Source organism: Streptomyces sp. NPDC003691 (assembly GCF_053981115.1).
Map to the genome: position 1 here is coordinate 58,227 of NZ_JBSFNQ010000043.1, position 13,336 is coordinate 71,562.

A 13,336-nucleotide genomic window follows, 5' to 3' on the forward strand; every position below is an offset into this window, starting at 1 on the left:
GCGCGCCGGTACGGAGCGGGGCCACCGGTGCCCGCGCCCGGGGCGCCGGCAGTGCGGTCCGGGGCGTCCGCGCCGGTGACCGGGCCACCACCGGACGCATAAAATGACCGGGTTCGAGAATTCCGTGTGACCAGGGGCGCTCAGCCCGGATCCCGTACTGACCGGCCCTCTGCTGAAGGAGCACCCCGACGTGTTCTACAACGTGCTCAAATACGTTCTTCTGGGGCCGCTGCTGCGGTTGCTGTTCCGGCCCCGGATCGAAGGGCTGGAGCACATTCCGGAGGAGGGCGCGGCGATCGTCGCGGGCAACCACCTGTCGTTCTCGGACCATTTCCTGATGCCCGCCATCCTCAAACGGCGGATCACGTTCCTGGCGAAGGCGGAGTACTTCACCGGCCCCGGCCTCAAGGGCAGACTGACCGCCTTCTTCTTCCGCAGCGCCGGCCAGATCCCGGTGGACCGCTCCGGCAAGGACGCCGGGCAGGCCGCGATCCGTGAGGGACTCGGCGTCCTGAGCAAGGGCGAACTGCTCGGCATCTATCCGGAGGGCACCCGCTCCCACGACGGCCGCCTCTACAAGGGCAAGGTCGGTGTCGCGGTGATGGCGCTGCGCGCCGAGGTGCCGGTGATCCCCTGCGCGATGGTCGGCACCTTCGAAATCCAGCCGCCCGGCCAGGTGCTGCCGAGAATCAAGCGGGTCACGGTCCGTTTCGGCAAGCCGCTGGACTTCTCCCGGTACGCCGGTCTCGAGGAGGAGAAGGCGATCCTGCGCGCGGTGACCGACGAGATCATGTACGCCGTACTCGAACTCTCCGGCCAGGAGTACGTCGACCGGTACGCGGCCGAGGTCAAGGCGGAGGCCGAGGCGGCGAAGAAGGCGGGCAGGCGATAGGCCGCAGGCGGTTTTCGCCCGGACCGTCTCGACGACCGGATGAGGACGGCGGCGAAGCGGAATCCGGTGAACACCGGGTTCCAGGTCTCCCGCCAACCGGCTCCGCATAGGGTCGGAACGTGGCCGAATCACGCGGAACCGGGCTGGACCTGCACCTCGACGTGGCACGCGGGCCGGGTGTGGGCCGGGCCCTCACCCGGGCGCTCCGCGAGGCGGTCCGCTCCGGACGGCTGGCCCCCCGCACCCGGCTCCCCGGCAGCCGCAGCCTGGCCGCGGACCTCGGACTGTCCCGCGGCACCGTCGTCGAGGCCTACGCCCAACTGATCGCCGAAGGCCGGCTGACCGGCACGGCCGGAGCCGGTACCCGGGTCGCCGACAACCCCGCCGGGCCGCCGCCCCCGGACAGCCCCGCCGCCGGTGCCGTCACGGAGACCGCGCCCGCCGGCCCGGCGTCACCGCGCCCGGCCACCGACCTGCGGCCCGGCCGGCCCGACCTCGGCTCCTTCCCGAGAACGGTATGGGCCTCGGCTCTCCGCCGCGCGCTCACCACCGCCCCGGACCACGCCTGGGACTATGGCGACCCGGCCGGACAGCCGAGACTGCGGGCGGCCGTCGCGGCGTACACCGCCCGCACCCGCGGCGTACGCGCCGACGCCGACGCGATCGTCGTCACCTCGGGGTTCTCCCACTCCCTGGCCGTTCTCGGACGCGCCCTGCACGGCATCGGAGTCCGCCGCGTCGCCACCGAGGACCCCGGGCTGGCCCGGCACCGGGACCTCCTGCGCGCGGCGGGCCTCGCCCTCGCGCCGCTGCGCGTCGACCACGCGGGCGCCGATCCGGCGAGCCTCCCCGGCGACGCGGGGGCCGTACTCCTGACTCCCGCGCACCAGCACCCGTACGGCGTGGTCCTGGCGCCCCGTCGCCGTGCCGCCTTCCTCGGACTGGCCCGCCGCCGCGGCGTCTTCCTCATCGAGGACGACTACCACGGCGAGTTCCGCTACGACCGGGGCCCCGTCGGCGCCGTGCAGGGGCACGCCCCCGACCATGTCGTCTTCGCGGGAAGCGCCAGCAAGGCCCTGGCCCCGGGCATGCGCCTGGGCTGGCTGGCCGTGCCCGCCGCCCTGCGCGACCCGGTGCTCCGCGCGGTCCGCGATCTCGGCGCGGAACCCCCGGCCGTCGACCAGCTCGCCTTCGCCGACCTCCTGGAACGCGGCGACTACGACCGGCATATCCGGCAGGCCCGCCTGGCCTACCGGCGCCGCCGCCGCGAACTCGCGGCGCGCCTCCCCCTCCCGCCGGCCGGTGTGGAGGCGGGACTGCACGCCCTCGTCCCGGTCGGGTCCGCCGAAGCCGAACACCGGGCAGTCGCTGTGGGCCGGTACGCGGGACTGATCCTGGACGGCCTCCATACCGCCGGATACTGGCACGAACCCTCCGACGACCACCCGGCCGCACTTGTCCTCGGCTACGCCACTCCGCCCCCGCACGCCTGGCGCGGCGCCCTCGACGCCCTCACCGGACTCCTCGCCACGACGGCGGACTGAAGCGGGGGCGACCCGGTCGTACGGAACACGTTCACGGTCACGCCTTCCCGCCGGTCGGGGAACGCGGCGCCCGCAGGTGCCGCCGGTCGTCGAGTTCCGCCTGGTCGACGAGTGTCAGCATCGGCTCGCCCGGGACGCCGAGCATGACGACGGCGAAGCGGGTCCACGCGTCCGCGAGGTTGTTGCCCGCCTGGTAGTGGATGACATCGCCGCCGGGCTCCCAGAAGGCCTCGCCGGCCCGGACGACGCGCTCCGGCTCGCCTTCGAGTTCGAACACCAGCTCTCCTTCGACGAGATAGCCGAAGACCGGGCCGGAGTGGCGGTGCGGCGGGGTACCGGGATCGCCCGGCGGAAGTTCGACGGTCATGGTCATCACCTCGGCGCCCTCGGGAATGAACGGTGGCGTGAGCTGCATCAGATGGTTGAGAAGGGGCATGCCCGGAACGCTAGACCGCCACCGGTACGCCCGACCGGACCGGTCGGGCGCGGATCCCCTGGACCGGTTCGCCGCCGCACAGCAGAGAGGGGCGGCCGGAGGATCCGGCCGCCCCTTCACCCGTTCGGAACCCCGGGCGGGGTTCCGGGCCCGGGCTACGGCTTGGGTGCCGCGTGCGGGTCGCAGGTCACGTTGCGGCTGTCCAGCGTCCCGTTGAGGAGATAGGCGTCGACGCGCTGGTTGACGCACGGGTTGGCGATCCCGGTGACACCGTGCGAGCCGGCGTTCTTCTCCAGGATCAGCCGGGAGCCCTTGAGCCGCTTCTGCAGCTCGTAGGCGCCGCCGACCGGGGTGGCCGCGTCCCGCTCGGCCTGGACGATCAGGACCCCGGGCAGTTCCTTGCCCGGCCGGACCTCGACAGCCGGGCCCTGACGGGTCGACCAGGTGGCGCAGGGCAGGTTCATCCAGGCGTTGGACCAGGTCAGGAACGGGTAATCCCGGTGGAGCCGGGTGTTGTCCCGGTCCCAGGTGCGCCAGTCGGTCGGCCACTTGGCGTCCGCGCACTCGACGGCCGTGTAGACCGCGTTGCTGTTCTCGGAGCGGGCGTTGCCGGCGGTGTCCGTCATATCCGGGGCGGCGGCGTCGACCAGCGCCTGGGTGTCACCGGCGACGTACTTGCTCCAGATCCGGGCGATGGGGGCCCAGGAGGAGTCGTAGTAGGGCGCGCCCTGGAAGAAGGAGATCAGCTCGGCCGGGCCGACGACCCCGCCCAGCGGCTACTTCTTCGCGGTGGCGCGCAGCTTCTGCCACTGCGCCTCGACCTTCGCCGCGGTGTCGCCGATGCCGTAGGTCGCGTGGTTGGCCGCGACCCACTCCTTCCAGTCGTTCCACCGCATCTCGAAGGCGACGTCCTGGTCCAGGTTGGCCTGGTACCAGATCTTCTTCCGGGACGGGTTGACGACGCTGTCGACGACCATCCGGCGGACATGGCCGGGGAACAGCTCCGCGTAGACGGCGCCGAGATAGGTGCCGTAGGAGACGCCGAGGAAGTTCAGCTTCTTCTCACCGAGGGCCGCCCGCATGACATGGAGGTCCCGCGCGGTGTTGGCGGTGGTCATATGCGGCAGCATCCAGCCGCTGCGCTCGGCGCAGCCGGCGGCGTACTCGGCCGCGAGCTTCCGCTGGGCCCGCTTGTCGGCCTCGCTGTCGGGCACCGGGTCGGCCTTGGGGGCCTTCACGAACTCCTGGGGGTCGACGCAGGAGATCGGGGTGGAGCGCCCGACGCCGCGCGGGTCGAAGCCCACAAAGTCGTACGCCTTGGAGGTGTTCACCCAGAGCGGGTTCTTGCTGGTGACCCGGACCGGGAAGCGCAGCCCGGAGCCGCCGGGGCCGCCGGGGTTGTAGATCAGGGCGCCCTGGCGTTCGGCCGGGGTGCCGGTGTGGCCGATACGGTCGACGGTGAGGGTGATCTGACGCCCGTTCGGGCGCTTGTAGTCGAGCGGTACGGTCACCGTGCCGCACTGGATGGGCTTCGGAAGCCCCCAGTCGGTGGGACAGTCCGCCCAGTCGATGCCCTTGTCGGCGGCCCGGTCGGCGGCGATCTGCACACCGCGCGTCTCGGACGTACCACCGCGGCCGCTGTCGGCGCTGGCGACGGGTGCGGTTATCGCTCCTGCGACCAGGGTGCCCGCCATCAGAGTGCCGGCCGAGCCGAGCGCTGCTGCGCGTCTCACGGAGAACTCCCCCTTTCCTTCTGTCGAGTTCTCCGCAGGATCCTTTCGTCTCGGGCGCAGCGCGAACAGATCGCACAGGTGTTTCTTTACCGAACCAATAACCGGTGAGTGAGGTACCGCTGAGCGGTACAGCCTCCGGGGCGAGCGCCCGGCGCCGGGAGCCGGGGTTCGGGAGTCGCCGTTCAGGAAGCGTCGTTCAGGAGCCGGGGGCGCGGTGTTCGGCCGTGAGCCCGAAGCGGCCGGCCCCGGGGGCACTCTGGGGCGCGGGCCCGCCGAGCGCGGAGACGGCGGAGATCATCTGCTCGCCCTCCTCCTCGCCGATCCGTTCCAGCCGTTCGAGGTCGGCGGCGGAGACCAGCGCCACGAGCGGCTTCCCGTGCCGGGTCACGACCACGCGCTCGCCGCCGTACACCACGCGGTTGATCAGTTCGGCCAGCTCGGCGCGGGCTTGCGTCACGGGAATCTCGTAGGCCATGCCCCTCAGCTTAATCGGCGCCCCCGGCGGCCACACGCCCCGGACGCAGTCCCGGCGCGCGGCCGCCACTCCGCTCGCTCAGCGCGAAATCCCCCTCCCCACCTGGCACTTCACCTCTCCTTCCAGTCGCTCGGCCACCATCTTCACTCTGTACGTCCTGTACATTTTTTACGGATGCGGGCCGGTGGCCGCCGCCCGCCCAGGCCCGAGGAGAGGTACGTCATGAACCGCCCCGTCGCCCGCCCCGCCGCCCGCTACGTGCTGCCGCAGTTCACCGAGCGCACCTCGCGGGGCACCCGCACCCTCGACCCGTACAGCAAGCTGCTGGAGGAGCGGATCGTCTTCCTCGGCACCCCGGTGGACGACACCGCGGCCAATGACGTGATCGCCCAGTTCCTGTATCTCGAATACGCCGACCCCGACCGGGACATCGCCCTCTACCTCAACTCCCCCGGCGGCTCCCCGAGCGCGATGCTGGCGATTCACGACACGATGCAGGCGGTGACCTGCGAGGTGGAAACCACCTGCCTCGGACAGGTCGCGGCGGCCGCGGCACTGCTGCTGGCGGCCGGGACCCCGGGCAAGCGGATGGCCCTTCCGGGCGCCCGGGTGGCGCTCCGCCAGCCCGCGCTGGACGAACCGGTGCGGGGCACGCCGTCCGATCTGGAGATCGAGGCGCGGGAACTGCTGCGGGTGCGCGCACTGACGGTGGATCTGCTGGCCGGGTACACGGGCCGGGAGCGGGACCGGGTCGCGGCCGATCTGGAGCGGGACCTGTTTCTCGACGCGGCGGGCGCCAGGGAGTACGGACTCGTGGACCATGTGATCGGCAGCCGCAAGGCCCGGGGAACCGCGGGCGCGCCCGCCGGCGGCCCGCGGTGACGCCGGCGGCACCGCGGCCCGAACAGCCGCCGCTCCCCGCGCTGACCCGCGCCGAGGCCGAGCTGATCGACGCCTATCTCGCCGTCGCCGATCTGGTCGGCCGGATCAACCCCACCCGCTCCGAGCACACCTACGGCGCGCTGCGCGCGGCCCAGGCCCTGGTGAGCCGGTCCGCCGAACTCCGGGACGCGCTGACCCTGATGCACCGGCGCGGGGAGAGCGAGCTGCACAACGCCACGCTTGCCCACGCACTGCGCGTCCTGGACGGCGAAAGGCGGACATTACGGGTCACGATTCCACCCGGCACTCCGCGCTGACGGTTCGCCGTCCACTCGTCAACCGCCGTTCGAGTGGGATATCACCTCCCTCAATCGGTGGAGCCGAACCCGCGGTAACACCTACCGTCGAGTTGCGACGGAACGACGATCCCTCTAGCGGAAAGTCCTACTCCCGCGCTGGTACGGGGCCCTGTGGCCGCCCTTTCCGGGCGTCGAGCCAGGGCGTGTTCATACGAACGGCGCATTCGTGTTGAAACTCACATATCGCCGTTTTGACTTCGAAATCCGGCAGTCGGTGGGTCAAGATCCCTGGGACGACAAGCCCCCGTCACCTCGGCGGGGCGGTCCGGGCGGACGCCGAGTCCTGCCGCCGTTCCGGACTACTGGTCGACAGAAGTGCATCGGCAGGAGTGGAGGACCCAGGCAGTACGGAACAGCCGGAGCGATCGATCCGGAGGTTCCTCGGGGTGAAGCCGCGTCAGCGGCCGGGCACCTTCGTCCGCCCGAACCCGACAGGTCATCCTTCACAGGCGGCTGACGAAGGGTTGCGCATGAATGCGCAGAAAAACGTCCCGTCCCTGCTCGGCCGGGCGGGCGCGGTGTCCGCTCTGACCGTCGCGGCACTCGGCGCCACGATGCTGGTGCCGGGCGGTACGCCCGAGGCACAGGCCGCTGCCACGGCGCACGCGGGGAAGGCTCTGAAGGTCGCCGCGTCCAAGAAGGGGGCTCCGTACAAGTACGGCGCGGCGGGCCCGTCCCGGTTCGACTGCTCGGGACTGACGGTCTACTCGTTCAAGAAGGCGGGCAAGAAGCTCCCGCGGACCGCTCAGCAGCAGTACAACAAGACCCGCAAGATCTCCGCGAAGTCGCGGAAGGCGGGCGACCTGGTGTTCTTCCACGGCGGCGGGGGTGTCTACCACGTGGGCATCTACGCCGGAAAGGGCAAGATCTGGCACTCGCCCAAGAAGGGGTCCTGGGTGAAGCTGGACAAGATCTGGAGCAAGAGCATCTCGTACGGCAGGGTTCGCTGACGGCCGGCAGAGCCGAGGCGGTGCCGGGGGCCCGGGACGGACGTCCCGGGCCCCCGGCCGTCCGTCACCCGCCCCCGGCACCGCGGTACGGTCCGCGGGGGCACCCGGCCCGGATCCCCGCGGCTGAAACCCCGGTCCTGCCTCCGGGCCCCTGCCGGAGCGGCCGCTCAGGGTCGGCCGGGGCCAGTCGGGGGTGCGGCGGCGGACGGGTTCCACGGCAGGGCGCTCCAGACCGTCTTGCCGCCCTCCGGCGTCGGAGTCACCGTCAGCCGGCCGCCGCTGTGGGCGGTGAGGCTGCGCACGATGACCATGCCCCGCCCGTTGTCCTGGCGGACGGCCGCGGGCAGCCGCTGCGGCCAGCGCGGATGGCTGTCCGTCACCCCGATCCGCAGTTCCTCGTCCCGCTCCAGCAGCAGGGTCACGGTGAAGGTGGGCGACTGGCCGAAGGTGTGCTGGACCGCGTTGGTGGTCAGCTCCGAGACGATCAGCCGGACGGTGTCCAGGGCGTCCGACTCCTCGGGCAGCCCCCACTCGGCGAGTACGCCCGTCACATGTCTGCGCGCCACCGACACCGAGGCCGGGTCGCTCGGCAGGGTGATCGAGCTCTCCAGGAGATCTGCCATGGCGACGCCGTCCTTTCCACCCGCGGCCGTGCTGTCCGAGTCGAAGCGGAGGCATGCGCGGACGGCCACGGCTCGCGCTGAGCGCCGGACTTCCCCATCCTCCCGCCGCAGGCACGATCCGCCAAGATCTGCGGACAACAGTCGCCCGAAGCGGTGAACTCTGCAACGCAAGACCGTTTTTAGCCATGCCGGGGCGCTTTGTCTACCCTCCGGCTGGACGGGACCGGCCTCCGGCCGGGCCGGGCAGGCGCTCCGGCCGGGCTCGGCGCCCTCTGCCGTCTCCCTCCGGCGGGCCGGAGCCTCCGGGCGTTCCCGGCCCGACGGCGGCCCCGTGCCCGGCCGGTTCCGGCCCTGGGCACATCCGGCGCGGGCGGGCGGCGGGGCCGTCGGGGCGCGGCCCGCCACCCGGACCCGTCCTCGGCCGGTTCCCGTACGTCCCGCTCCGGCCCGGAGTCTCACAGCCCGGAGTCCAACGGACCGGAGCGGGCCGCAGCAGGCCGGGCCGGAACCGCCCCGCGGCGGTCAGGGGGCGGGGTGGGACGCGCCCGGCGGGGCCGTGCGGACGACCGTCGCCACCGCCGCCGCGAGCTGTTCGTCCGTCAGGTCCGCACGGGCCGTCAGCCGCAGCCGGGAGATCCCGTCGGGCACGGACGGCGGCCGGAAGCAGCCCACCAGAAGCCCGGCCGAGCGGCAGTCCGCCGCCCAGCCCACGGCGGCCTCGGGTGAGGGCGCCCGTACCGACACCACGGCCGCGTCCGGCCGGGCGGCCGTCAGACCCGCCGCCGTCAGTCCGCCGTGCAGGGCTCTGGCGGCCGCCCGCACCCGCGCCGCGCGCTCCGGCTCGCGCGCCAGGATCCGCAGGGACTCCCGGGCCGCGCCGACCGCCGCCGGGGCCAGTCCGGTGTCGAAGATGAACGTCCGGGCGGTGTTCACCAGATGGCGGACGACCCGGGCCGGGCCCAGCACGGCACCGCCCTGGCTGCCCAGCGATTTGGAGAGCGTGACCGTGGCCACCACGCCCGGCGCGCCCGCGATCCCGGCGGCGTACGGGGTGCCGCGACCGCCCTCGCCGAGCACGCCGAGGCCGTGCGCGTCGTCCACCAGAAGCCCGGCGCCCCGCCCGGCCGCGATCCGGGCCAGCTCGGCGAGAGGCGCCGCGTCGCCGTCGACCGAGAAGACCGAGTCGGTGACGACCAGCGCCCGCTGCCCGGGACGGGCGTCGAGGATCTTCCGTACGGCGGACGGCTCGCCGTGGGCGGCGATCTCGGTCTCCGCCCGCGCCAGCCGGCAGCCGTCGACGATGGACGCATGGTTGGCCGCGTCCGAGACGATCAGCGCGCCGCGCCCGCTCAGCGCCGTGACGGCGGCCAGGTTCGCCGCATATCCGGACGCCAGCACGAGCGCCGCCTCGAAGCCGCAGTAGGCGGCCAGTTCGCGCTCGAAGTCGGCATGCAGCTCGGTGCTCCCCGTGACCAGCCGGGAGCCGGTGGAGCCCGCGCCCCAGTGGTGGGCGGCGGCCGCGGCCGCGGCGGTGACCCCGGGATGGCGGCTCAGCCCCAGATAGTCGTTGCCCGCGAGATCGAGCAGCGCGGAACCGGCGGCGCGGGGCCGGAGCGTCCGGGTCAGCCCGGCGCGCTCCCGGCGCGCGGATTCCTCGTCGAGCCAGCCGAAGGGGTCCTCGGGCATGGTGGTGTGCTCCCCCGCTTCTTCTCGTCCGGCTGCTCAGGCTGCTACGGCGGCGTGGCCGGCGACCGGTGGCGGCTCTGTCCCGCGCCGGTGCTTTTGTAGGCAGCGCACAGAGGCTAACCGGGTGCGCTCCCGCTCCACATGTGGTCATGCACACACTTCGCCGAAGGTCTGTTGTGAGATTCCGACTTTCCCGCGGACAGCTCCTTAGGCCAGGATCGGCGCCATGGAGCTTCTCGGCAGACTGGTGGAGAAGGGGCTGCGGCGCGAGCCGCCGACCCGGGACGAGGCGCTGGCGGTACTGGCGACCTCCGACGACGACGTGCTCGACGTGGTGGCCGCGGCGGGCCGGGTGCGCCGTCAGTGGTTCGGCCGCCGGGTGAAACTCAACTATCTGGTCAATCTCAAGTCCGGGCTCTGTCCCGAGGACTGCTCGTACTGCTCGCAGCGGCTCGGCTCGACCGCAGGCATCCTCAAGTACACCTGGCTGAAGCCGGAGGAGGCGTCGCAGGCCGCGGCCGCCGGGGTCGCGGGCGGCGCCAAGCGGGTCTGTCTGGTGGCGAGCGGGCGCGGTCCGACGGACCGCGACGTGGACCGGGTGTCGCGCACCATCGAGGCCATCAAGGAGGGCAACGAGGGCGTCGAGGTCTGCGCCTGTCTCGGTCTGCTCTCGGCGGGCCAGGCGGACCGGCTGCGCGAAGCGGGCGCCGACGCGTACAACCACAACCTCAACACCTCGGAGTCGACGTACGGGGAGATCACCACCACCCACACCTACGCGGACCGGGTGGACACCGTGCGGCAGGCGCAGACGGCAGGTCTCTCGGCCTGCTCCGGGCTGATCGCCGGAATGGGCGAGACCGACGAGGACCTCGTCGACGTCGTCTTCGCGCTGCGCGAGCTGGACCCCGACTCGGTCCCGGTGAACTTCCTGATCCCCTTCGAGGGCACGCCCCTGGCGAAGGAGTGGAACCTCACCCCGCAGCGCTGTCTGCGGATCCTGGCGATGGTGCGGTTCGTCTGCCCGGACGTGGAGGTACGGATCGCGGGCGGCCGCGAGGTCCATCTGCGGACCCTCCAGCCGCTGGCGCTGCACCTGGCCAACTCCATTTTCCTCGGCGACTACCTCACCAGTGAGGGACAGGCCGGCCGGGCCGATCTGGACATGATCGCGGACGCGGGCTTCGAGGTGGAGGGCGCCGGTACGACGACGCTGCCCGCGCACCGGTCCGACGGGCGCTCGGGCTGCGGCTCGCAGCAGGCCGGGGGCGCGACCGCGGGCTCCGGATGCGGCCCGGCCGGGGACACCGGCTCGGGCTGCGGCTCCGGCTGCGGTTCCGCGTGCGGTGCGGTCTGCGGCCACGGCGCGGAAGCCGGGGCCGGTGCAGGGGCAGGGGCCGGTGCAGGCTGCGGCGTACCCGCGGCGGCCGGTGCGGCCGCGGGGAGCCCCCCGGACGCCGGTACGGACCGGCCGGCCCCCGGTGCCGTACCGCGCACGGATCTGGTGACGGTACGCCGCCGGGGCGCGGGTACCGAGGTGGCGCCCAATGCCTGAACTGCCCGTCCGGGAGCTGCTGGCGCTCGACCGGGCGCACGTCTGGCATCCGTACGCGCCCATGCCGGGCCGTACCGATCCCCTGGTCGTCGCCTCGGCGTCCGGGGTGCGGCTGCGCCTCGCCGAACCCGTCCACGGCCGGGACGAGCTGATCGACGGCATGTCGTCCTGGTGGTCGGCGCTGCACGGCTACAACCACCCGGTCCTCAACGAGGCCGCGCGCGGCCAGCTGGACCGGATGAGCCATGTGATGTTCGGCGGGCTCACCCACGAGCCCGCCGTACGGCTCGCCGCCCGGCTGGTGGAGATCACCCCGGAACCGCTGCGGCACGTCTTCTTCAGCGATTCGGGCTCGGTCTCCGTCGAGGTCGCGGTGAAAATGTGCCTCCAGTACTGGCGCTCGGCCGGCCGCCCCGCCAAACAGCGGCTGCTGACCTGGCGCGGCGGCTACCACGGCGACACCTGGCAGCCGATGTCGGTGTGCGATCCCGACGGCGGGATGCACCAGCTCTGGTCGGGTGCGCTGCCGGAGCAGATCTTCGCCGACGCGCCGCCGCCCGGATTCGACGCGTACGACGAGACGTACGCCGCCCATCTGCGGGACACCGTGGCCCGCCACGCGCACGAGACGGCCGCGGTCGTCGTGGAGCCGGTGGTACAGAACGCGGGCGGGATGCGGTTCCACTCCCCCGCCTATCTGCGCGTGCTGCGCGAAGCCTGCGACGAGCACGGCGTACTGCTGGTCTTCGACGAGATCGCCACCGGCTTCGGCCGTACCGGGACACTGTTCGCCGCCGAACACGCGGGCGTCTCACCCGATGTGATGTGCCTGGGCAAGGCGCTCACCGGCGGCTATCTCTCGATGGCGGCGACCCTGTGCACTCCGGAGGTCGCCGACGGCATCTCCCGCGGCGAGTTCCCGGTACTGGCGCACGGCCCGACGTTCATGGCCAATCCGCTGGCCGCCGCGGTCGCGGACGCCTCCGTCGGACTGCTGCTGGAGCAGGACTGGGCCTACCAGGTCAAGCGCATCGAGACCGGGCTACGGGAGGGGCTCCTGCCCCTGGCCGAACTGCCGGGGGTCACCGGGGTCCGGGTCCTGGGCGCGATCGGAGTGGTGCAGCTCGACCGCCCCGTGGACATGGCCGCCGCCACGGCCGCGGCCGTCCGGGCGGGGGTCTGGCTGCGGCCGTTCCGGGATCTGGTGTACGTGATGCCGCCGTTCGTGACGGGCGACGAGGATCTGGGCACGCTCTGCGGGGCGGTCCGCGCGGCCGCGCTCGCGGCATGAGACGGGGGACGGGGATGGGGAGCGGTACGGCGCCGGATGTGGTGATCGTCTCCGGGACGGGCACCGAGATCGGGAAGACCGTGGTCACGGCCGCGGTCGCGGCACTGGCCCGGGCCGGGGGCCGGAGCGTCGCCGTGGTGAAGCCGGCCCAGACCGGGGTCGGCCCCGGGGAGCCGGGCGATATCGCCGAGGTGGCGCGGCTGGCGGGGCCGGTACACGGCGTGGAGCTGGCGCGCTTTCCGGAGCCGCTGGCCCCGGCCACGGCGGCACGGCGGGCCGGGGCCCCGGCCGTACGTCCCCGGGACGCGGCGGACGCGGTGGCGAAGGCCGCCGTGGAGCACGCTCCCGTCCTGGTGGAAGGCGCGGGCGGACTGCTGGTCCGGTTCGACGACGACGGAGGCACCCTCGCGGACACCGCAGCCCTCCTGGGCGCCCCGGTGCTGCTCGTCGTACCCGCCGGGCTCGGCACCCTCAACGGGGCGGCACTCACGGCCGAAGTGCTGCGCGCGCGGGGCATCGGCCTGCTCGGGCTGGTCGTCGGCAGCTGGCCGGCCGCCCCGGATCTCGCCGCCCGCTGCAATCTGACGGACCTCCCGACGGTCACGGGCGCCCCTCTGCTGGGCGCGGTGCCCGAGGGGGCGGGCGGCCTGCCCCCCGAGGTCTTCCGCGAGCAGGCGGCGGACTGGCTGGCGCCGGAGCTGGGCGGGCGGTGGGACGCGGGGGCGTTCACGGCCGGGGCCGTCGGGTGACGAGGGCCGCAGGGCGCCTCCCGCTGGGGTTCCTCGCCCCCGGGGCCCTGGGGTGTGCCGTGCCCGCGGGGTGCGGGCGGCTTCTGGGGGGGGGGCCCCGGGGCGGGGGGGTAGCAGTTGTGTTCTTTCGTCTTGTGGGGGTCGTCGGCCCCGCGTGGGCT

12 protein-coding genes, 1 pseudogene and 1 riboswitch are annotated in these 13,336 nt (G+C 73.2%); of the genes and pseudogenes, 8 read left to right on the forward strand and 5 right to left on the reverse strand.

Translation table 11 applies throughout. From position 1 onward, the window contains the following. Nucleotides 1-190: 190 nt before the first annotated feature. Nucleotides 191-892: a lysophospholipid acyltransferase family protein gene (locus tag ACWDR0_RS20770; protein WP_456353183.1), complete on the forward strand. Its 702-nt coding sequence runs from the start codon at nucleotides 191-193 to the stop codon at nucleotides 890-892. A gap of 119 nt (nucleotides 893-1,011) precedes the next feature. Next, nucleotides 1,012-2,436 (forward strand): aminotransferase-like domain-containing protein, encoded by a 1,425-nt coding sequence (locus ACWDR0_RS20775; protein WP_456353184.1) that lies wholly within the window; start codon nucleotides 1,012-1,014, stop codon nucleotides 2,434-2,436. Between the two features lie 37 nt (nucleotides 2,437-2,473). Here the strand turns inward: ACWDR0_RS20775 and ACWDR0_RS20780 are convergent, their stop codons facing one another. The 3 genes and pseudogenes from ACWDR0_RS20780 to ACWDR0_RS20790 form a co-directional block, all read right to left on the reverse strand. Beyond that, nucleotides 2,474-2,872, reverse strand: coding sequence for a cupin domain-containing protein (locus ACWDR0_RS20780; protein ID WP_456353185.1), 399 nt, complete (start codon nucleotides 2,870-2,872; stop codon nucleotides 2,474-2,476). A 155-nt stretch (nucleotides 2,873-3,027) separates the two neighbouring features. After that, nucleotides 3,028-4,566 (reverse strand): annotated as a pseudogene (locus ACWDR0_RS20785) (alpha/beta hydrolase). A 235-nt stretch (nucleotides 4,567-4,801) separates the two neighbouring features. Next, nucleotides 4,802-5,080: a type II toxin-antitoxin system Phd/YefM family antitoxin gene (locus tag ACWDR0_RS20790; RefSeq protein ID WP_456353186.1), complete on the reverse strand. Its 279-nt coding sequence runs from the start codon at nucleotides 5,078-5,080 to the stop codon at nucleotides 4,802-4,804. 222 nt (nucleotides 5,081-5,302) lie between these two features. Here ACWDR0_RS20790 and ACWDR0_RS20795 point away from each other — a divergent pair, with 222 nt between their 5' ends. From ACWDR0_RS20795 to ACWDR0_RS20805, 3 genes are all read left to right on the forward strand, one after another. Next, the gene (locus ACWDR0_RS20795; RefSeq protein WP_456353187.1) at nucleotides 5,303-5,962 is read left to right on the forward strand and encodes an ATP-dependent Clp protease proteolytic subunit; all 660 of its coding nucleotides are present in this window, start codon (nucleotides 5,303-5,305) and stop codon (nucleotides 5,960-5,962) included. After that, nucleotides 5,959-6,279 carry a hypothetical protein gene (locus ACWDR0_RS20800; protein WP_456353188.1) on the forward strand — a complete coding sequence of 107 codons (321 nt, stop codon included), beginning with the start codon at nucleotides 5,959-5,961 and terminating at the stop codon, nucleotides 6,277-6,279. Before ACWDR0_RS20795 ends, ACWDR0_RS20800 begins: the two co-directional genes overlap by 4 nt. A 348-nt stretch (nucleotides 6,280-6,627) precedes the next feature. Further along, nucleotides 6,628-6,788, forward strand: a riboswitch (cyclic di-AMP (ydaO/yuaA leader). A 3-nt stretch (nucleotides 6,789-6,791) separates the two neighbouring features. After that, nucleotides 6,792-7,271 (forward strand): C40 family peptidase, encoded by a 480-nt coding sequence (locus tag ACWDR0_RS20805; protein ID WP_456353189.1) that lies wholly within the window; start codon nucleotides 6,792-6,794, stop codon nucleotides 7,269-7,271. Nucleotides 7,272-7,438: 167 nt separating this feature from the next. Here the strand turns inward: ACWDR0_RS20805 and ACWDR0_RS20810 are convergent, their stop codons facing one another. After that, a complete protein-coding gene (locus ACWDR0_RS20810) occupies nucleotides 7,439-7,894 on the reverse strand; it encodes an ATP-binding protein (RefSeq protein ID WP_456353190.1) in 456 nt (151 codons plus the stop codon). A gap of 522 nt (nucleotides 7,895-8,416) precedes the next feature. Further along, nucleotides 8,417-9,580, reverse strand: a complete 1,164-nt coding sequence (locus tag ACWDR0_RS20815) for an 8-amino-7-oxononanoate synthase (protein WP_456353191.1) — start codon at nucleotides 9,578-9,580, stop codon at nucleotides 8,417-8,419. Between the two features lie 226 nt (nucleotides 9,581-9,806). Between ACWDR0_RS20815 and bioB the strand changes: the two genes are divergently transcribed. The 3 genes from bioB to bioD are packed head-to-tail and all read left to right on the forward strand — an operon-like array spanning nucleotide 9,807 to nucleotide 13,175. Then, nucleotides 9,807-11,135, forward strand: coding sequence for a biotin synthase BioB (bioB, locus tag ACWDR0_RS20820; RefSeq protein ID WP_456353192.1), 1,329 nt, complete (start codon nucleotides 9,807-9,809; stop codon nucleotides 11,133-11,135). Next, nucleotides 11,128-12,426, forward strand: a complete 1,299-nt coding sequence (locus tag ACWDR0_RS20825) for an adenosylmethionine--8-amino-7-oxononanoate transaminase (protein WP_456353193.1) — start codon at nucleotides 11,128-11,130, stop codon at nucleotides 12,424-12,426. The genes bioB and ACWDR0_RS20825 overlap by 8 nt, the downstream gene beginning before the upstream one ends. Next, nucleotides 12,423-13,175, forward strand: coding sequence for a dethiobiotin synthase (gene bioD, locus ACWDR0_RS20830; RefSeq protein ID WP_456353194.1), 753 nt, complete (start codon nucleotides 12,423-12,425; stop codon nucleotides 13,173-13,175). Before ACWDR0_RS20825 ends, bioD begins: the two co-directional genes overlap by 4 nt. The last annotated feature ends 161 nt before the right edge of the window (nucleotides 13,176-13,336 follow it).